Annotated in this window: 17 protein-coding genes; all 17 read left to right on the top strand. The window is 40.4% G+C overall.

Annotated elements, in window-relative coordinates; translation table 11 throughout:
- Positions 1-15 precede the first annotated feature (15 nt).
- The 17 genes from ACXAHI_RS06965 (at position 16) to uvrC (ending at position 19,841) form a co-directional block, all read left to right on the top strand.
- A complete protein-coding gene (locus tag ACXAHI_RS06965; protein ID WP_474846917.1) occupies positions 16-2,361 on the top strand; it encodes an endonuclease MutS2 in 2,346 nt (781 codons plus the stop codon).
- Between the two features lie 17 nt (positions 2,362-2,378).
- Positions 2,379-2,786, top strand: a complete 408-nt coding sequence (locus tag ACXAHI_RS06960; RefSeq protein ID WP_474846916.1) for a DUF350 domain-containing protein — start codon at positions 2,379-2,381, stop codon at positions 2,784-2,786.
- 613 nt (positions 2,787-3,399) lie between these two features.
- Positions 3,400-5,091: a long-chain-fatty-acid--CoA ligase gene (locus ACXAHI_RS06955; protein ID WP_474846915.1), complete on the top strand. Its 1,692-nt coding sequence runs from the start codon at positions 3,400-3,402 to the stop codon at positions 5,089-5,091.
- A 242-nt stretch (positions 5,092-5,333) separates the two neighbouring features.
- Positions 5,334-5,927 carry a TetR/AcrR family transcriptional regulator gene (locus tag ACXAHI_RS06950; RefSeq protein WP_270179518.1) on the top strand — a complete coding sequence of 198 codons (594 nt, stop codon included), beginning with the start codon at positions 5,334-5,336 and terminating at the stop codon, positions 5,925-5,927.
- Positions 5,928-5,973: 46 nt separating this feature from the next.
- On the top strand, positions 5,974-6,747 hold the full coding sequence (locus tag ACXAHI_RS06945) for an enoyl-CoA hydratase (protein WP_474846914.1): 774 nt from the start codon (positions 5,974-5,976) through the stop codon (positions 6,745-6,747).
- A 30-nt stretch (positions 6,748-6,777) separates the two neighbouring features.
- Entirely contained in the window at positions 6,778-7,548 is a 771-nt protein-coding gene (locus ACXAHI_RS06940; RefSeq protein ID WP_474810887.1) for an electron transfer flavoprotein subunit beta/FixA family protein, read from the top strand.
- 12 nt (positions 7,549-7,560) lie between these two features.
- Positions 7,561-8,538, top strand: coding sequence for an electron transfer flavoprotein subunit alpha/FixB family protein (locus ACXAHI_RS06935; RefSeq protein ID WP_474846913.1), 978 nt, complete (start codon positions 7,561-7,563; stop codon positions 8,536-8,538).
- A gap of 215 nt (positions 8,539-8,753) precedes the next feature.
- Positions 8,754-9,065 (top strand): thioredoxin, encoded by a 312-nt coding sequence (gene trxA, locus ACXAHI_RS06930; RefSeq protein ID WP_270179514.1) that lies wholly within the window; start codon positions 8,754-8,756, stop codon positions 9,063-9,065.
- A 141-nt stretch (positions 9,066-9,206) separates the two neighbouring features.
- Entirely contained in the window at positions 9,207-10,418 is a 1,212-nt protein-coding gene (locus ACXAHI_RS06925; RefSeq protein WP_474846912.1) for a hypothetical protein, read from the top strand.
- Between the two features lie 106 nt (positions 10,419-10,524).
- Positions 10,525-11,472 (top strand): NAD-dependent epimerase/dehydratase family protein, encoded by a 948-nt coding sequence (locus tag ACXAHI_RS06920; RefSeq protein WP_474846911.1) that lies wholly within the window; start codon positions 10,525-10,527, stop codon positions 11,470-11,472.
- A complete protein-coding gene (locus tag ACXAHI_RS06915; protein WP_474846910.1) occupies positions 11,448-12,392 on the top strand; it encodes a lysylphosphatidylglycerol synthase transmembrane domain-containing protein in 945 nt (314 codons plus the stop codon). Before ACXAHI_RS06920 ends, ACXAHI_RS06915 begins: the two co-directional genes overlap by 25 nt.
- The gene (locus ACXAHI_RS06910) at positions 12,389-13,852 is read left to right on the top strand and encodes an alkaline phosphatase family protein (RefSeq protein WP_474846909.1); all 1,464 of its coding nucleotides are present in this window, start codon (positions 12,389-12,391) and stop codon (positions 13,850-13,852) included. The genes ACXAHI_RS06915 and ACXAHI_RS06910 overlap by 4 nt, the downstream gene beginning before the upstream one ends.
- Complete coding sequence (locus ACXAHI_RS06905) at positions 13,852-14,622, top strand: glycosyltransferase family 2 protein (RefSeq protein WP_474846908.1); 771 nt, start codon at positions 13,852-13,854, stop codon at positions 14,620-14,622. The genes ACXAHI_RS06910 and ACXAHI_RS06905 overlap by 1 nt, the downstream gene beginning before the upstream one ends.
- 67 nt (positions 14,623-14,689) lie before the next feature.
- Positions 14,690-15,454, top strand: a complete 765-nt coding sequence (locus tag ACXAHI_RS06900) for a hypothetical protein (protein WP_474846907.1) — start codon at positions 14,690-14,692, stop codon at positions 15,452-15,454.
- Between the two features lie 24 nt (positions 15,455-15,478).
- Positions 15,479-16,417: an FTR1 family iron permease gene (locus ACXAHI_RS06895; RefSeq protein WP_474846906.1), complete on the top strand. Its 939-nt coding sequence runs from the start codon at positions 15,479-15,481 to the stop codon at positions 16,415-16,417.
- An 85-nt stretch (positions 16,418-16,502) separates the two neighbouring features.
- Positions 16,503-17,999, top strand: a complete 1,497-nt coding sequence (locus tag ACXAHI_RS06890) for a hypothetical protein (RefSeq protein ID WP_474846905.1) — start codon at positions 16,503-16,505, stop codon at positions 17,997-17,999.
- A gap of 120 nt (positions 18,000-18,119) precedes the next feature.
- Positions 18,120-19,841: an excinuclease ABC subunit UvrC gene (gene uvrC, locus ACXAHI_RS06885; RefSeq protein WP_474848101.1), complete on the top strand. Its 1,722-nt coding sequence runs from the start codon at positions 18,120-18,122 to the stop codon at positions 19,839-19,841.
- The last annotated feature ends 23 nt before the right edge of the window (positions 19,842-19,864 follow it).

Genomic DNA, 19,864 nt, shown 5'->3' with positions numbered 1-19,864 from the left:
AGGAGGAACGAACCATTGAACAGTAGAGTGTTGCGACTGCTTGAATTTGAAAAAGTGAAAGAAAGACTCGGTAAGCACGTGTCCTCTTCTTTAGGAAAGCAAAGAACTGAACAATTAGTCCCATTCTATGACCTAGCAGAAGTGAACCGTCATCTCGAAGAAACGGATGAAGGAAGAACCGTTCTTCGTTTGCGTGGCCAAGCTCCTCTAGGGGGGATTAGAGATATACGCTCGAGTTTGAAAAGAGCTGAAATTGGGGGAGTCCTTAATCCTTCAGAGCTATTAGACATTTCGAGTACGATTTACGGTGGGAAGCGATTTAAAACCTTTTTGGAAAATATGATTGAGGACGGAATAGAGCTTCCTCTCTTAGGTAGCCTCGTCAGCCAAATTATGAACGAGACAGAACTAGAGCATGAAATTAATGCTTGTATTGATCAAGATGGTGATTTACTGGATTCTGCAAGTGATGCGTTAAGACGTCTGCGCACGCAGCTGAGAAGCTATGAATCAAGAGTAAGAGAGAAATTAGAGAGCTTAATACGCTCTTCGAATACAAGAAAGATGTTGTCTGATGCTCTCGTGACGATCAGAAATGAACGGTACGTCATACCTGTTAAGCAGGAGTACAGAAGCTCTTTCGGTGGAATGGTTCATGATCAATCATCTTCAGGTGCGACACTCTTCATCGAACCTCAGTCAGTAGTCTCGATCAATAATCAACTCAAAGAAGTGAAGGTAAAAGAAAAACAAGAAATTGAGCGTATTCTTACTGAGTTAACTGTAAAAGTGGCTGAATCAGCAGAAACACTAAGACATAATGTCGACATGTTAGCAGAGATCGATTTTATATTCGCTCGAGCACTATATGCAAATGAGCTCAAAGCAACAAAGCCTACCATGAATGATGAAGGGGCATTTGAGATTCGAAAAGGTCGACACCCGCTTCTTCCACAAGACGATGTTGTACCGATCTCAATAAAGCTTGGAGACGATTACTCTTCTCTCGTTATTACTGGACCCAATACAGGCGGGAAAACCGTTACCTTAAAAACAGCTGGTCTGTTAACGCTTATGGCTCAATCAGGTCTTCATATTCCTGCTGAAGAGAATTCTTCTATGTCTGTCTTCCAACATATATTCGCCGATATTGGTGATGAACAGTCGATTGAACAAAGCTTAAGTACGTTTTCTTCTCACATGACAAATATCGTTGGTATTCTTGAAAACCTCGATCACAATAGCCTTGTGTTGTTTGATGAGCTTGGTGCAGGTACGGATCCTCAAGAAGGTGCAGCACTGGCGATTTCTATTTTAGATTATGTTTACAATAGTGGCGCAAAAGTCATCGCTACTACTCACTATAGTGAACTAAAAGCTTATGCATACAACCGTGAAGGGGTTATGAATGCGAGTGTAGAATTTGACGTTGAAACGCTACGTCCTACATATCGGTTGCTAATTGGTGTTCCTGGAAGAAGTAATGCCTTTGAGATTTCAAGAAGACTTGGACTAATGGAAGTCATCATAGATGATGCTAGATCTCAAATATCAAGTGAAAGTAATAAAGTAGATAAAATGATTTCTTCACTTGAAGACAGTCAGAAGAAAGCAGAATCTGATCGCGAAAGCGCTGAAGTGATTCGTAAAGAAGCAGAAGCTTTGAAAAAAGACCTTGAAGCGCAGCTTGAAAAGTTCGAAAATCAACGAGAACGAATGTTAGAAGAAGCAGAAAGACAAGCAGCCGAAGAGGTTGATAAAGCAAAAGAGAAAGCGAAAAAAATCATAAACGACCTTCGCACATTCCAGAAAGGTTCTGTAAAAGAACATCAGTTGATCGATGCCCAAAAGCAGCTTGACGAAACGAAGCCAGAACTTAAGAAAACAAAACAGCCATCTAATAAGGCGCAGGTGAAATCTTACAAACCAGGTGATGAAGTAAACGTCATTAGTTTTAACCAGAAAGGGCATATCGTTGAGCAAGTTGGTAAAAACGAGTATCAAGTACAGCTTGGTATAATGAAAATGAATGTGAAAGCGAATGACCTTGAAAAGGTGAAATCGAAACCCGTAGTAGAGAGAAAGCCGCTTGTATCAGTGCGTGGCCGTGATAGCAGTGTGAAGACGGAGTTAGACTTAAGAGGAAAACGATACGAAGACGCTCAGGTGGAAGTAGAGCGCTATATTGATGATGCGCTTCTAGCTGGATATCATCAAGTTTCGATCATCCATGGTAAAGGCACTGGCGCTCTAAGGAAAGGCGTTCATGAATGGTTGAAACGTCACTCGCGTGTGAAGACACTGAGAATGGGTGGAATGAATGAAGGCGGTGGCGGCGTAACCGTCGTCGAACTGAAATAGGGAAAGGAAGCTCAGAGATGGATCAACTTTGGGATAGTGTAGCTTTTCAAACAGCAGCCAACTATAGTGTCGTCATCGTGTGTATGATTGTATTTCTCTCGGCTTTTGAATTTGTTACCTCTTATCGTAACTGGGAAGAGGTCAAGAACGGCAATTTAGCCGTTGCTCTAGCAACAGGTGGTAAGATCTTTGGAATTGCGAATATCTTTCGATTCTCGATCGAACACAACGATTCGCTAGTTACGATGATGGGGTGGGGGATATTCGGCTTCGTTTTATTATTGATCGGATACTTTACTTTTGAATTTTTAACTCCTAAATTTCGAATCGACGAAGAAATAAAACAAGATAACCGTGCTGTAGGGTTCATTTCGATGGTCATTTCAGTTGGACTTTCATTTGTCATTGGAGCAGGGATCAGTTAAGGGGAGAATGTAATGGAGACGTTATGGAAAGTATTAATGGTAGTTGCGGGGATCTTTTTTATCGCAGGTATCGTTTACTTACTTTATTTTGTGTAGTGAAGACAGGTGCAAACCTGTCTTTTAGCTTTGTTTGAAAAAAATTGATTATTATTGACTGGATAACTGCTAACAAATACATTCAAATCAATTTAACTTTCCAATTAGTGCTATTGAATTTTTCTTGGCTCTATATATCGTTATAATTTCTATTATATAAACCTTCATATAACGCTGATTGGAGCGGAAGGATGCTCGACTCCTGCGGGATCAGCGGGACGGGTCCACAGGAGCGTAAGCGACGAGGAAGCTCACCGCCCGCCCCGCGGAAAGCGAGCATCCTGGAGCGGAAATCTCGCTAAATTATTGAGAGATAACTCTTTATGTTTTCTCAACAGTCTAGATAGACAGGTGCAAACCTGTCTTTTTTTTATTTAAATAAGACAAGTTGTGACGTAAATTGCCAATCTATTCAAAAAAATCAAAAAAAGATAGGATATTTCCGTGTTTTTCATTATAATTATTTTATAGAGAGAATAGGGTTTGAAAGGAGAGTTGAAAGGGAGGTTGAAAATTAATGGAGAATAGTAGCGAAAAACCGTGGTTCTCGCATTATGATGAAGGTGTACCGCCCGCAATGGAGTACGATAACAAGCCTCTTCATCAGTACCTAAAAGATGCTGCTCAGAACTATCCAAATAAGAAGGCAGTTCATTTTTTAGGAAAAGAACTAACGTATCAAGAGCTTTTCGATCGTGCAAATCGATTAGCAAATTCTTTAAAGGCACATGGGCTTGAGAAGGGCGATCGAGTATCGATTATGCTGCCGAACTGTCCTCAAGCTGTTATTAGTTATTATGCAGTACTTATGGCAGGTGGAATTGTTGTTCAAACAAATCCGCTTTACATGGAACGAGAGCTCGAGCATCAACTAACAGATTCACAAGCATCGATTATCATCTGCTTAGACCTTGTATTACCGAAAGTATTAAAAGTTAGAGGAAAAACATCGTTAGAGCATGTAGTAGTCACGAAGATCAATGAGTACTTGCCGTTTCCGAAGAACTTGCTTTATCCTCTCGTCCAAAAGAAGAATAAGCAAGGTCCTATTGTCGAAATACCATTGAACGAAAGCATCCACACCTTTAACAGCTGGGTAAAAAATGGAAAATTAAAACAAATCGATCTAGACATCGACCCTAAAGAGGACTTGGCTTTGCTTCAATATACAGGTGGGACAACAGGTCTAGCAAAAGGAGTCATGTTGACTCACTACAACCTCGTAGTGAATACGATGCAAATGATTGTATGGAATCGAGATATTACTTATGGCGAAGAAAGAATAATGGGAGTACTACCTTTCTTCCACGTATATGGTATGACGTGTGTCATGAACTTTTCGATCATGTATGCCTCTAAGATGATTATCTTGCCTAAATTCGAACCGAGAGACACGTTGAATACGATCGACAAACAGAAACCAACCTTATTTCCAGGTGCCCCAACAATTTATATCTCACTACTGAATGAGCCTGATTTCGACAGCTATGACCTCTCTTCGATCAAATCATGTATTAGTGGATCAGCACCACTGCCGATCGAAGTACAACAGAAGTTTCAGCAAAAAATCAGCGGAAGACTCGTGGAGGGCTACGGATTAACAGAATCTTCGCCTGTTACACACGCCAATCCTATTTCAGATGGAAATGTTATCGGAAGTGTCGGGATGCCATGGCCGGATACCGATGCTAAGGTTGTGAAGCCTGACGGTGAGGAGGCTGAAGTTAAAGAAATTGGTGAACTAATCGTCAAGGGTCCTCAAGTGATGAAGGGATACTGGAATCGTCCTGATGAAACGGAAGCTGTCCTAAAAGACGGCTGGCTTTATACGGGAGATATGGCTTACCAAGATGAAAAGGGATACTTTTATATTGTGGATCGTAAGAAAGATATGATCATAGCTGGTGGTTTTAATATATATCCTCGAGAAGTAGAAGAAGTACTATATGAACATGAAGCTGTTCAAGAGGCGGTCATAATAGGAGTTCCTGATCCTTATCGTGGAGAAACCGTGAAAGCATTCGTTGTCCTGAAGAGTAATAGCAAATGTACTGAGGAAGAGCTTAATCAACATTGTAGGCGCTTTCTTGCAGCGTACAAGGTTCCCCATTTGTATGAATTTCGAGATGAGCTTCCAAAGACTACGGTTGGGAAAATCCTTCGCCGAGTACTCGTTGATGAAGAAAAAGAAAAAAGCCAATCGCTTTAGCGGTTGGTTTTCTTCTTTAAGAAACTAGTGAAGATGATTGAAAAATTAATTAGAAAAATTCGCACATTTCAGCTTATTATGATATGATGAACTTGCAATTATCCTTGTATTCAAATTGAGCGCTCGCTCAGAAATCCGATATTGACAGTACCTATCGTGTACCGCTACAATATAAATATGAATGAATGCTCATTCATTTTTGGTGGATGAGGTGTCGGATTAAGAATAAAGGAGAACTTGCTATGGTGGAAAAAGGGAAAAAGCGTGGCCCAAAGTATGACAAGATCATTGATGCTGCTGTAGTCGTAATTGCACAAAATGGTTACCATCAAGCGCAGGTTTCAAAAATAGCGCGTGAAGCCGGTGTAGCAGACGGTACGATCTACTTATATTTTAAGAATAAAGAAGATCTGCTTATCTCACTGTTTCAAAAAAAGATGGGAAGCTTCATCGATAAGATCGAAGCGCAGATAGCTGAGAAGAGCAATGCAGAAGAAAAGCTGTTAACGCTGATCGATATGCATTTCAGGCATCTTTCTTCCGATTACGAACTTGCAATTGTCACCCAGTTAGAATTAAGGCAAACGAACAAAGAGCTGCGTGCTCAAATCGGTGAAGTACTTAAGAAATACTTAACCTTAGTTGATCAGATTTTGATCGATGGCGTAAAGGCAGGCCTATTCATGGAAGAGCTTGATGTTCGACTCGCTAGGCAAATGATTTTTGGAACGCTTGATGAAACAGTGACCAATTGGGTTATGAAGGATCACAAGTTTGACTTAGAAGCACTTGCAAAGCCTATACATCATTTACTGATCAATGGCTTAAGCAAATAGATATGTGTCCCGGAAATTCCGGGACTGCTTAGGAAGGAGTGGGAAAGTGGAATTTTTAAAACTATCGAAAGAAAACAAGGTAGCGAACATTTCCTTAGAAAGACCACCAGCGAATGCAGTTGCTACAGATGTACTTAAAGAACTGACGCAAATACTTAATGATTTAGAGAATGATTCAGAAGCAAAAGTTATCTTGTTGACTGGAGAAGGCAGGTTTTTCTCTGCTGGAGCAGACATAAAAGAATTTACAACTGTTGATACCGAAGAAGGATTTGGAGAGCTCGGAGGCATTGGTCAAACGCTTTTCGATAAAATGGAAGCGTTCCCAAAACCGATCATCGCTGCCATTCATGGAGCTGCGCTCGGAGGAGGCCTTGAGCTTGCGATGGCTTGCCACATTCGCCTCGCAACGGAAAGTGCAAAACTTGGATTGCCAGAACTACAATTAGGACTTGTACCAGGCTTCGCAGGATCACAGCGCTTGCCTGAATTAGTAGGCAAAGCGAAAGCTGCTGAAATGCTTCTAACGAGTGAACCTATCACAGGACAAGAAGCTGCAAAACTAGGTTTGGTAAATCAAGTTTATTCTGAAGACGAACTCCTTCCTAAAGCGAAAGAATTGGCTGAGAAGATCGCTCAAAAAAGTGCTGTATCGATGAGGTATGCATTAGAGTTATTAACTTACTCTAAACCAGCTAAGTTCGATGAAGGAGTAGCGAAAGAAAAAGAGTACTTCGGTAAAGCCTTCGTATCTGAAGATGGGCAAGAAGGTATTCGTGCTTTCATTGAGAAGCGGAAGCCGAACTTTACTGATAAATAAAGATAATTATCTCAGGGAGGGTAAAAAGAAATGAACATATTCGTAATTATGAAGAGAACATTTGATACTGAAGAAAAAATTGTTATTGAGAATGGCAAGATCAGTGAAGAAGGCGTTGAGTTTATTATCAACCCTTACGACGAGTATGCGATTGAAGAAGCAATTCAACTTCGTGACGACCACGGCGGTGAAGTTACAGTCGTTAGTATCGGTAGTGAAGAAGTGGAGAAGGAGCTTCGAACTGCTCTCGCAATGGGTGCAGATAAAGCGGTTCTAATTAATAATGAAGAGCTTGATGAGAGCGACCAATATACAACAACTGCGCTATTAGCCGCTTATTTCGAAGATAAAGAGTACGACATCATCCTTGGTGGAAACGTCTCGAATGATAATAGTACTGGACAGATTGGCCCTCGCTTAGCAGAAAAGATGGGTATTCCTTATGTTACGACGATCACGAAGCTAGATATCGATGGTAGCACAGCTACAATCGAAAGAGATGTCGAGGGGGATGTGGAAATCGTTGAAGCGCAGCTTCCACTGCTTGTAACAGCTCAGCAGGGACTTAATGAACCACGTTATCCATCACTTCCTGGAATTATGAAGGCAAAGAAAAAGCCACTGGAAGAAATAGATTATGATGAACTAGACATCGATGAAGATGAAATCGGAGCAAAAACAGAAACGCTAGAGCGTTATTTACCACCTAAAAAAGAAGCTGGAAAAGTACTTGAAGGTGAAGTGGACGATCAAGTACAAGAACTAGTGAAATTACTTCGTCAGGAAGCGAAAGTTATATAGGAGGGGTTTACTATGGCCAAAAAAGTACTCGTAATTGCAGAAAGTCGTGAGAATGAACTTCGTAATGTATCGTTTGAAGCAATCGCAGCTGGGAAAGAAATCGCAGCGGGTGGAGAAGTAATCGCAGCGATAGCAGGCGAAAATGTAAGCGCATTAACAGATTCGTTGTTCCATTATGGAGCAGATCGTGTCATCAAAGCAGAGAATGAAAAGCTTTCAACTTACACAAGCGATGGGTATGGGCAAGTGTTCTTGCAGATCATCAACTCGATCGAACCTGATGCGATCCTCTTTCCACATACTTCGATGGGGAAAGATGTGGCACCAAAACTTGCTAGTAAATTAGATGCTGGCTTAATCTCAGATGCTACTGCAATTGAATTAGATGGTGAGGATATCGTGTTTACGCGTCCAATCTATTCTGGTAAAGCATTTGAGAAGAAAAAGGTAAAATCAGGTGTTATCCTTGCAACGATTCGTCCGAATAACATTTCGGCTCTTGATAAAGATGAGTCACGTTCAGGCGAAGTTTTCTCTGAAGAGGTAGAGATTAAAGATCTTCGTACAATCGTGAAAGAAGTCGTTCGCAAGTCTACTTCTGGAGTAGATCTATCAGAGGCAAAAGTGATTGTTGCTGGTGGCCGTGGTGTGAAGAGTGAAGACGGTTTCGAACCACTACAAGAACTTGCTGACGTACTCGGTGCTGCTGTAGGAGCATCTCGAGGAGCTTGTGACGCAGATTATTGCGATTACTCACTACAGATCGGGCAAACTGGTAAGGTCGTTACGCCAGACCTCTATATCGCGTGCGGTATATCGGGGGCAATCCAACACCTTGCTGGTATGTCTAACTCAAAAGTAATCGTTGCGATCAATAAAGATCCAGAAGCGAATATTTTTAACGTAGCAGATTATGGAATCGTTGGAGACCTGTTTGAAGTTGTTCCATTATTAACACAAGAATTCAAAAAAGTTCTCCAAACGAACTAAACAAAAAGCGAGCCGCGAGCTCGCTTTTTTACACGTTTTTTCTTCAGTAAATAGGGAAGAATGAGTGTGAGTCAAAAAAATGGAAACACGATGAGTATTAATGATATACTCAATCTGAGCCAATTGACGAATGTCAATATGGCAGAGCACATTGAGGCAACCGGCCTTTAACCTGGTATTCTCAAGTGATATTTGTTTAAGGAGGAAGATATAGAATGGCTATCGTACATGCGACAGATCAAAACTTTAACCAAGAAACAAGCGAAGGTCTTGTTCTTGCAGACTTTTGGGCACCATGGTGTGGACCTTGTAAGATGATCGCACCAGTTCTTGAAGAACTAGATGCTGAGATGACTGATGTGAAAGTGGTTAAAATCGACGTAGATGAGAACCAAGAAACGGCAAGCAAGTTTGGTGTAATGAGCATCCCAACACTTCTCGTTTTCAAGAACGGAGAAGTCGTTGATCAAGTGGTTGGCTTCCAACCGAAAGAAGCTCTAGCACAAACACTTTCAAAGCATCAATAAGCAATAATTATTAAGACCTCAATCCTAGAGATTGGGGTCTTTTTTGTATTTAAATCACAACGGTATTGACACTGATAATCGTTCTCGATATAATCTTCATGGATATCAAAGAACAGACAACGATGAAAAGGGGATTACATAATGAAAAGATCAATGATGCTATTCGCTTCTATTACACTTGCAGGAACTGTGCTCGTAGCATGCGGCAACGACTCAGAAAATGCCTCAAACACAAATGAGCAAACTCAAGAAGAATCAAGCAACTCTAACAATAACACGGAAGAGAATGCTTCAAGCGACATGTCAGTCGAAGAATCTGACTCCGTAAAACAAATCGAGGCTTATAAAGCCATAACGGAAGAACTAAATAAGATGAAAGAAGACAAAGAAGTAGATTGGGAAATGATCGACTCTACTTATTCCGATGAACTGAAAAGTGCAGTAAATGAAACTAGTAATGAAATCGATCAGTTTATCACAACAGGAATTGAAGCAGGTAAATCTGGCGAACTAGATATGAACGTTGCTCGTCAAATGATTGATAAAGGAACACAATCTTATTTCTATCAAAAGCAAAAATCACTTCATGCAGCTGTTATTGAAGCAAAAGATGCTGGTGAAGATGAAAAAGCGATGCTTCACTTTAACGAAATTAAAAAGCTAGCTGAGAATGTTTTCATTCCTACAGCAGAGAAACGTGATTCTTATTACGAGCTTGAGGGTGATTCAAGCATCGTACAAAATATTAATAACGGCTTAGACGCTCAAGAAGAAGCTTTAAATAATGGAGAAATGGATAACTTTGCAGTGTACAAGCAAGTTACTGACAAATCCACATATAAGAGCTACTACTTAGCAGCTAACTCTTACGCAGAAAAGATTGATCAAGCAGTTCAAGATGGTGAAACAGAAGATCTGAAGATCATGCAGGCAGAAGCTCTTGGATTCTACCAAGCGATTCAAGGTTCTCTATCTGGTGGAGATGAAGAAGCGGCGAATAAGTTAAGCGAACTATTCAATATTAGTGAAACTGATCCAAGTACGATTAAATCAGACGAAGTTTCTACTTTGTTCACGAAAGCATTCATGGGCAAAATCATGAGCTATCATGAAAAGGTTGCTGCTATGGCAGATGAAGGCAAACTTACAGATGGAAGAGAAGCGGCAATGGAAGCAAATGTCTTCATGAAAGCAATCGAGAAGCCATTGATGGAAACGCTCGGTGAAGAAGAAACGAACGCTCTTTATACAAAAGGGCAAGAGTGGTTTGAAGCCATTAGCAACGATAAAGCTGATGAAGCAGCAGAATTAAGCGATGAAATTGTGTCTACGCTAAAAAGTGTAGTAGAATAAAGAAAGACGAAATTGGCCGCTTAAAGCGGCCTTTTCTATTGTACATGAAAGTTAGGAATGTATAAGAGGAAGTTTCTCTTTTAGTTGAGTAGTAGGAGTGCAGAATATGAACGTATTGATTACTGGTGGAGCGGGTTTCATTGGAAGCCACTTAGCCAAAACTCTCATCAAAGAAAAACACAGCGTTACGGTCATCGACAATATGACTTCCTATTATGACGTAAAGAGGAAGGGGGATCATATTGACCAAGTGAAAAAGTTGGGAGACTTTACACTACATCAATTCGATTTATTAAATGAAGAGAAAACAATGAAGCATTTTAAGGAGCATTCCTATGATGCAGTCATTCATTTAGCAGCCCTTCCCGGAGTACAATATTCCCTTTCAAACCCACACGAATATATTGATCAAGATATAAAAACGACGGTAAATGTTTTAAAAGCGTCCGGTGAAACAGGCGTATCCCACTTTCTATTTGCGTCTTCCTCTTCTGTCTATGGCAATGCTGACAACGGTCCAGTGAAAGAAGAAGATGCTAATGGAAAAGTTTGTTCTCCATATGCCGCTGCGAAATACGGAGCTGAATCCTTTTGTCATGCTTATCAATCACTCTATGGATATAAGCTTTCTATTCTACGATTCTTTACTGTGTATGGACCTTGGGGAAGACCAGATATGGCGATTCCACTATTTATTAAAAAGTTTTTAAACGATCAACCTATTGAGATCTTTGGAAGAGAACAGTCTCGTGATTTCTCATTTATCGATGATATTGTGAAAGGTATCTCGTTGACCTTGAAAAGACAATCTAGTCAATCCGAGATATTTAACCTTGGAAGCGGAAGACCCGTATCATTAGATGAACTGATCACGATATTACAAGAGTATTTCCCAGATGGTAAACTGTTCGAACGGCCTCATCGAGCGGGAGATGTGAAGCATACGTGGAGCAACATAGCGAAAGCGCAAGAGATGCTCGGTTACACGCCTGAAGTAGGAATAAATGAAGGAATACGGAGAACGGTAGAATGGGCAAAAAACTACTACAGATAATTAAATGGTTAACTAGCTTATCGCTCGTTGTTTTGTTTGTTTTTCTATTCGTTAAAGTGTTTACATTTGAGGATTTAAGGCAAACCATCTTGGCTATTTTCAGCCATCCTACTCTCCTTGTACTCATGGTTGTAGGATATACGATTGCGTTTTTGTTACGTGCTTGGTGTTGGAGGATTCTTGTGAATCGGAATGTGCCATTCAACGTCTATCTATCAGGAATATTCTATAGTCTATTTTTTAACCACCTATTACCTTTTAAAGGTGGAGAAGCTGTAAGAGTGGGAGCCTTGGCACAACATCAGGATGTAAAATGGACGAAATCGTTATCTTCCGTAGTGTCGCTAAGGGCTTTGGACCTTCTGTGGCTTGGTTTATTCGCGATGGTTGGAGCGGGTGCTATTGGAATTCAGCTGAATTCCGTTATATTTCTTAGTGCTCTTGTAGCGATCGGTGTAGGAACTGTCTTTCTTTACTTCTTAGAAAAACACAACAAACTGCCTGTTTTCTTATCAACACAATGGAATGACTTCACCTCTCTAGTGAAGTCTAGATCAGGCTTGGTCATTATTTCGTTATCTGGCATCAGCTGGATCTTTGAGGGGATCGTCGTGTACGCTGTTGCGATTGTTGATATGGCATCGTTTAGCTATCTTAACGCAATGTGGGTGACAGCACTCTCTGTCGGATCTGGTGTTTTACAACTTGCACCAGGAGGACTCGCAACTTATGAAAGTGTGATGAGCCTGTCTTTGTATCGCTCTGGATTTCAGCTAGAAGATGCGTTTACGATCGCGATCATTACTCATGGATTTAAGTATTTATATTCCTTTGCTGCCGGTGCGGCAGCATTTTACATGTATCCTCTTAAAATGAAAAAATTGAAATCGTTTGTAAAGTCGAAAGGAGAAACAGAATGAAACAAGCTTCAGGTTTTGAGAAGGTTGCAGCAAGGTGCTGGAATCTTTTGAACGAAGGAAAGCCCTTCACTCCTATATTCGTAACGGGAACTTTATTGCTATTTTACATATCAGAGTGGTTTACAGTTTCATTTTGGAGTGGATTTTTATTTGGGTTAGGAGCGGTTCTCCCTCTTCTAGTTCTTTACTATCATTATGATTTTCCGCTTTTCTTGAGAAATTACTTATGGCTTCCCTTGATAGGTTTTTTAATAATCTTTGACCAATTTTCTCTAACAGCATCATTATTTGCAATAGCACTCTATTTCTTTTTTACGGTGTTTTTCTGGGGAACGTTATATTATCATCTCAGGATTGGAACGAGTTGGACGAACTTCACTCGATTTTGGAAATTGGTATTAAAGAATAGTGATTCTACAAGCGGAAATGCTCAGGAGCAGCTACCTAAAGTATTGTTGATCATAGGTATTTGGACTATGGTAACAGATTCATTTACCGGTTCTTCATTGTCCATCGAGTGGGACAAGTTGCTCATGTTGTACGGTGCAATCTTTCTGTTTAGCTTCATTTTACACAAATATTTATTTGACTGGAAACCAGCAATTAAACCGACCTATACAGAAGATGTAAAGACTTCTAACGATAAGAATGAAAAAGTGATCATGATTGTTATCGATGGGATGAGGAAGGAACGATTCCAAGAGGCGCAAACCCCTTTCTTGGATTCGCTGAAAAAGAGTGGTACTGAATATAGCCAGATGGAAACTGTTTATCCAGCAAGGACAGTAGTATGTTTTTCATCCATGATGACTGGAACGTATCCTTTCGAACATGGCATCAATTCAAACATGGTTTGGGGCCGTGGCGTAAAAGTCGAAACGATCTACGATTCGTTGCGAAAGGTGAATAAGAGCGGTAGACTACTCGGAATTGCTCATCTTGTTGATGCGATGGGAGATGACGTAGATACAGTAACGGCTGTGATGCATAATGATGTAGCCGATTCTAATATTATGGGTAGAGCTAGAGAGGTTATGAAAGAGAAGGATCCAGACTTTTTTACTGTCCAGCTTATTGGAACAGACCAAACTGGGCACTCAAGAGGTGTTCTTTACGATGAATATATTCAAAAGATAGAAGAAGCTGATCGCCTTGTTGAAGAATACGTAAATTGGTTGGATGAGAATGGTTATATGGAAAATACCACTTTAATCATATGTGCGGATCATGGGCAGGCTGATGGAATAGGAGGGCACGGACATCTTGACGAAGGAGAGCGATTCGTTCCTTTCTTTATGAATGGCCCTTCCATTAATGCAGGGAAAATAGTTGAGGACAAGCATAGTTTAACATCGGTAGCACCGACTGTTGCACATCTTCTTGGTGCACCTATTCCATCACATAGTAGAGGTGAAATTCTAACTGAAGCGTTCAACCACAGGAAGGAAGAGAAAGATTAATGAAACAACATGTTATTGTTTTCTTGCCAGCTCATAACGAGGAACAGGCTATAGGTGAAGTCATTCGCAAGATACCAAGAGACTTTCATAAGGACGTTAAGGTGAGTATTCTTGTCATTGATGATGGATCAACAGATCGAACGGTAGAAGTAGCAAAAGAAGCTGGTGCTGATCATATTTTTTCGAAAGAACATAACAAAGGTCTAGGAGCAGCGGTACGGACGGGACTTCAGCAATCTGTTGCTCTTGGTGCAGATATTGGCGTCATGTTAGATGCTGATAATGAATATCCTGCCTGGCAGTTGCCGGAATTATTGGCACCCCTGCTCGAAGGTGAATCAGACTATGTGATGGGGTCGAGATTTAAGGGAACGATTGACGGGATGCAACTTCATAGGAGGCTTGGGAATTACTTTTTCACGTTTCTCCAATCCATTTTATTACGAAAATGGATATATGATGGGCAGTCAGGGATGAGGGCATTTTCAAGACAAGCGATGGAAGAAGCAGAGATCATTCATGACTATAACTATGCACAAGTATTAACATTGAACCTAGTAAGAAAAGGGTTCCGCGTAACCGAAATACCGATCACGTATCAAGTTCGATCAACCGGTCAGTCCTATATAAAGTTTAAAGCGTATATGACTTCAGTACTTCCAGCGATTGCGAAGGAGATGTCAAGACCTGTTAAACGAGTACCTATTGATTACCATGCTCATCAAATCAAACCGATCGATTGGTCTCAATTACACACAGAAAAGCCATAATAAATGCATATCTGATATTGACTTCAATTCTGATAATCATTATCATTATCAATGAGGAGGATTCTCAATGAAAAAACACATCGCGCTCGTAGTACTCATCATCATGATTACATCTATGGTAACCTCTCCACTAAAAGCGTTAGCTTATTCATACGGTGATCCCACTGAAGAAAAAGTAGCTGAAGCGTATAGTGAGATGGTAGCAAAGCTTAATGAATCTCCTCCAAACTATGATAAAGCAAGTGAGATATTTGCTACTGTTGAAGAAGAAATTCAATTACATATGGGTGACGACGCAGTTAGCGTTATAAAGTCCGCCCTTGAAAATGAAGATAAAGAAGAAGTTATTACGAACATGCAGAAAATACTCGTCCTGAATATCTCTAGGCGTCTTGAGAACGTGGAGAACAACTTCGAAGAATATGATACGACTCGAAAGCTGGTAGGGAAGGCTGATGCAACTTACAAGAAGCTTTCTCCTGTCGTAAAGCAAAAAAACGAAGAAGTGGATCGCGAGATTAAGAGCGATTTTGAAACCATATTGAATTCGCTTGGGAATCCTGGTTTGTTCGGAGTAGGAGAAAAAGAATCTGATAAAGATCAATTTATCGAGAGTAAAGAGAAAGTCCTTAACGCGCTACAAGATCAATTTAACATGGAGTCAGTCGAGATTGGGCATTTTGGTAAAAGCGCTACCGATGATACGAATGACAATGGTAAAACTGAGTGGACCGACCTTAGTCAACTATCCAATTGGTTACCGATTGTATTGATTGTAATCGTGATTGCAGGCGTTGTGATTTACACAACTAGAAAGCGTCGCCGTTCGTAAAGAACGTAGAAAGGGGAAAAGTAAATGGAAATTCAGGCATTGCTGATCATGTTCAGAGAAGTACTTGAAGCCCTTCTCATCATAGGAATCATCACAACATATATGAAACGAATGGGACAACGTCAATACAACAAATTTGTTTGGCTAGGCGCAGGACTTGCAGTGGTTGCAAGCATGGGTGTCGCCATGTTGTTTCAGGTAGTCTTCACTGGATTTGCTGCAATGGGAAGTGAAATGTACCTGAAGATCGCCATTATGCTGATCTCCTCAGTATTACTGACCCAAATGGTGTTTTGGATGGCTGAGCATAGCCGGGACATCAAAAGCAAGACTGAAGGAAAAATGACGAAGTATATAACGACAGGAAATATTATTGGTATGGTCATTCATTCGTTCCTCGTTGTTTTACGAGAAGGCATCGAAACGGTCTTCTTCTTCGCTGCGATTACAGGCGGAGACATTGGGAAAGGGTTTGAAGGTTGGGGAGCCATTACAGGAGTATTAGTGGCTGCTGTTGTATCATATCTCTTCTTTAAAGGTACGATGCGTATCCCGCTCAAATCTTTCTTTAAAGTAACAGGAATCTTTATCGTCCTCATCGCTGGAGGGTTACTAGTTCAAGGTATCTCCATGATGCAAGATATCAGAATGATTGGAAGTGTCATGCCTCATGTTTATGACTTAACATGGTTTTTGCCTGAACATCCGATCGATTATGCTCATTATGTACGTGATAACGGCGTTGCCCCTCTATTATCTGGCGACATCGGTATTTTCTTCAAGGCACTGTTTGGATATTCTTCCATGCCTTCAATAGAAGAAATTGTAGCGTACATCGGTTACTTTGCTGTGATCTATCTTCTCGTTACGACAAAGAAAGCACCTGCAAAAGCTGAATCAGCTAAAGAAGAAAAATCAGCTATGTTCAAGGCAAACAAAATGAATGAAACTGCTGTAAAATAAACAATTAAGGAATACAAGGCGATGAGTCGCCTTGTATTTTTTGTACATGAGAATGACCGGGACAGGTTTCTAAAGGATGATCATGATGAATATAAAAAAGCTATCGCTAAACGCATTATTTAAAACGTTAATCCTATTGGTAAGTATCACTAGCATAGTTCTCATTAGTTTGTGGAGGTTTCATTATGCGATTGACCTTCCACGATCTTGGGATCAAGTCGACTTTGCTCTAGCTTTAAGCAGATTCGACTTATATGCCATGCAGCCTCATTTCCCGGGTTATCCCTATTTTGTTTTAGGGGGAATGGTCATTCACAAGTGGATTGGCAATCCCTCGTTAGCTTTATCAACATTTAATAGTCTAATTTTATTGTCTAGTTCGATCCCTCTCTATTTCTTAAGCCGCAATACCCTTTCAAAAACGATCAGCGTACTGATCGTTGGTGTACTTCAGTCGATGGTTTTCTTGAACGTAATGTCGATACAGCCGATGAGTGAAGCAGCCGCAGTTGGGATTCTATGGTGGTACATCTGGGGTTTACATGTTGCGTTCCAACATAAAGCGTCTTCATTCGTTTTGTTAGTACCCTCATTTTTATTAAGCATTTTACTAGGAATTCGATTATCTTATCTACCATTTGGAGTCGGGTTAATCCTTCTCCTAATAAGTAAGAGATCTAGCTATACATCTAACAAAAAATATGCTTTGTTTATCAGTGTTCATCTTTTTATTGCGATTTGTTTTCAGCTTATTTGGGTTGCAGGTTTAGCTGCTTCAGAAGGAGGAATCACTGCATTCTTAGAACTAGCACTTGGATTTTCCTCCGGACATTTCCAAGAATGGGGAGGTAGTGCTGTATCGACAACTTCTCCACTATGGATAAGAAGCTACGAACTCGTCGTAACCAATATAGGCTGGGTTGGACTTGCAGGACAAAGGCTCTACATTGCAGCGATGATTACTATTATGATAATTGGCTTCTTTCTATTATTGAACAAAGTTAGAAGACAAAACATCACCCCGTTTCAATGGACATATGGAATCATGTTTGCTCTATACTTCTTGTGGGCATTGTTTGCGCAGAATATTGACAAACCAAGACACATCCTCCCATTACCTGGAATGGTTTTGTTTGCGCTATTATTAGTCACTACTAAGTATTCAGAAGGTTTCAGAACACATCTAGTGAAGCTTGGTTTGGTGATGTTGCTACTCTTTCAATCTTTTGGAACGTTCACAATGATGAGAGAAGCTCAGCACCCCGCTGCTGTCCATCAGTTGAGTAGTTTTCTCTCGGAAATAGAAGAGCCTATCATGGTGTATACCTGGGAGGAAACAAGGGTAATGGATTATCTGGACGTTCAGTATGAACATGACCGTGTATACACGTATGAAACCTTCCTGTCAGAAATACCTTATTACGATGAGAGAAGAATATTTTTAACGGATCGTGTCGTGAAGGGATTTGAACAGCAAGGGGCACCGATAAGAAAATCGGTCACAAAGGTCGGAGCATATTATTCCAATAAGATGTACGATCCTGTCTATCACGAAATTGTTTTGTACGAGTATAAGCGATAGGCATTATGATACAATAGGGGAACATAGATGCGCCTTGAATGGGTAGAGAGGTGAGATAGCGTGGAACAATTTTTGAAAAATAAGCTAGCTGTTTTACCCGATCAGCCTGGCTGTTATTTGATGAAAGATCGTCAAGGAACGATTATTTATGTTGGAAAGGCGAAGGTGCTTAAGAACAGAGTGCGTTCCTATTTTTCAGGAGCACATGATGGTAAGACGCAGCGGCTAGTTGGAGAGATTCGCGACTTCGAATATATCGTTACTTCAACTGATTTAGAAGCACTTATCCTTGAACTAAATTTAATAAAGAAACATGATCCGAAATATAATGTGATGCTGAAAGATGATAAAAGCTATCCATATATTAAGATTACGGCTGAGGAACAACCTCGACTCATCACGACAAGGAAAATAAAGAAAGACAAAGGTAAGTACTTTGGTCCATATCCGAATGCTTATGCTGCAAGTGCTACAAAGAAATTGCTCGATCGCATCTATCCGCTAAGAAAGTGCCGGAAGATGCCAGATCGAGTCTGTTTGTATTACCATATCGGCCAATGTCTTGCGCCTTGTGTAAAAGAAGTTACGAAAGAGCAGAACAAAGAAATGATCGACGGAATCACGAAGTTTTTAAATGGTGGTCACCAGGAGGTCAAACAAGATTTAGAACGTAAGATGGTGAGCGCTTCTGAAAACTTGGATTTTGAGCGTGCAAAGGAATACCGTGATCTCATGTACCATATTGAGAAAGTGATGGAAGCTCAAACGATTCAAACGAACGATGGCCTCGATCGTGATATCTTTGGGTATAGTTTTGATAAAGGCTGGATGTGTGTTCAAGTCTTTTTTGTACGTCAGGGCAAACTCATAGAACGAGATGTATCGCTCTTTCCGTTCTATAATGAACCTGAGGAGGACTTTTTAACATACCTTGGTCAGTTCTATCTACAGAAGAATCACCCTAAGCCTAAGGAGATCCTTTTACCTAATACAATCGATGCTCAATTAGCAGAAGATCTTCTTCATATTCCGGTTCATCAGCCGAAAAGAGGGAAGAAGAAAGAGCTAGTTGAATTGACGATAAAAAATGCTAATATCGCACTCAATGAAAAGTTTTCTCTGATTGAGCGAGATGAGAAGAGGACAATCAATGCGGTTGAGAATCTTGGTGAACAATTAGGAATAGAAGCACCTCTTCGAATAGAGGCCTTCGATAATTCGAATATTCAAGGAACAAACCCTGTTTCAGCGATGGTTGTGTTTTTAGATGGTAAACCGAAGAAGAACGAATATCGAAAATACAAGATAAAAACAGTAGAAGGTCCAAACGATGTTGGCTCGATGAAAGAGGTCGTTAGGAGAAGATACACAAGGTTACTTAAAGAAAACGGGCCACTCCCAGATTTAATTATTATCGATGGCGGCATCGCTCAGATTCAAGCATCTAAAGACGTTTTAGAAAATGAGCTTGGTCTAGATATTCCGGTTTGTTCGTTAACCAAAGATGAGAAGCACCGAACATCCCACTTATTGATCGGAGACCCTCCAGAGGATGTTTACCTTCCTAGAAATAGTCAGGAGTTCTATTTACTACAGAGAATTCAGGATGAAGTCCATCGTTTTGCGATATCGTTCCATCGTCAGCTCCGTGGAAAATCGATGCTGAAATCTAGTTTAGATGAAGTCCCCGGTATCGGACAGAAGCGTAAAAAGAAACTCTTAAATTATTTTGGATCGATCAAGAAAATGAAGGAAGCTGGCGTAGATGGTCTACAAGAAGCTGGTTTACCGAAGAATGTTGCTGAAGAATTGATGGCTCGTTTCAAGCAAAAAGAAAATTAATTGTGAAATTGTATTGCGGCGTA

It is taken from the genome of Anaerobacillus sp. ABD4_527 (assembly GCF_056160805.1).
The sequence above is the reverse complement of the archived record's forward strand: the minus strand, read 5'-3'. Positions and strand labels throughout refer to the sequence as shown.

Bases quoted from the DNA above. Each gene is read 5' to 3' on its own strand.
- ACXAHI_RS06910 (WP_474846909.1), top strand. From the start codon at position 12,389: ATGAAACAAGCTTCAGGTTTTGAGAAGGTTGCAGCAAGGTGCTGGAAT.
- trxA (WP_270179514.1), top strand. From the start codon at position 8,754: ATGGCTATCGTACATGCGACAGATCAAAACTTTAACCAAGAAACAAGC.
- ACXAHI_RS06890 (WP_474846905.1), top strand. From the start codon at position 16,503: ATGAATATAAAAAAGCTATCGCTAAACGCATTATTTAAAACGTTAATC.
- ACXAHI_RS06905 (WP_474846908.1), top strand. From the start codon at position 13,852: ATGAAACAACATGTTATTGTTTTCTTGCCAGCTCATAACGAGGAACAG.
- ACXAHI_RS06925 (WP_474846912.1), top strand. From the start codon at position 9,207: ATGAAAAGATCAATGATGCTATTCGCTTCTATTACACTTGCAGGAACT.
- ACXAHI_RS06960 (WP_474846916.1), top strand. From the start codon at position 2,379: ATGGATCAACTTTGGGATAGTGTAGCTTTTCAAACAGCAGCCAACTAT.
- ACXAHI_RS06915 (WP_474846910.1), top strand. From the start codon at position 11,448: ATGGGCAAAAAACTACTACAGATAATTAAATGGTTAACTAGCTTATCG.
- ACXAHI_RS06900 (WP_474846907.1), top strand. From the start codon at position 14,690: ATGAAAAAACACATCGCGCTCGTAGTACTCATCATCATGATTACATCT.
- ACXAHI_RS06935 (WP_474846913.1), top strand. From the start codon at position 7,561: ATGGCCAAAAAAGTACTCGTAATTGCAGAAAGTCGTGAGAATGAACTT.
- ACXAHI_RS06940 (WP_474810887.1), top strand. From the start codon at position 6,778: ATGAACATATTCGTAATTATGAAGAGAACATTTGATACTGAAGAAAAA.
- uvrC (WP_474848101.1), top strand. From the start codon at position 18,120: ATGAAAGATCGTCAAGGAACGATTATTTATGTTGGAAAGGCGAAGGTG.
- ACXAHI_RS06950 (WP_270179518.1), top strand. From the start codon at position 5,334: ATGGTGGAAAAAGGGAAAAAGCGTGGCCCAAAGTATGACAAGATCATT.
- ACXAHI_RS06895 (WP_474846906.1), top strand. From the start codon at position 15,479: ATGGAAATTCAGGCATTGCTGATCATGTTCAGAGAAGTACTTGAAGCC.
- ACXAHI_RS06920 (WP_474846911.1), top strand. From the start codon at position 10,525: ATGAACGTATTGATTACTGGTGGAGCGGGTTTCATTGGAAGCCACTTA.
- ACXAHI_RS06955 (WP_474846915.1), top strand. From the start codon at position 3,400: ATGGAGAATAGTAGCGAAAAACCGTGGTTCTCGCATTATGATGAAGGT.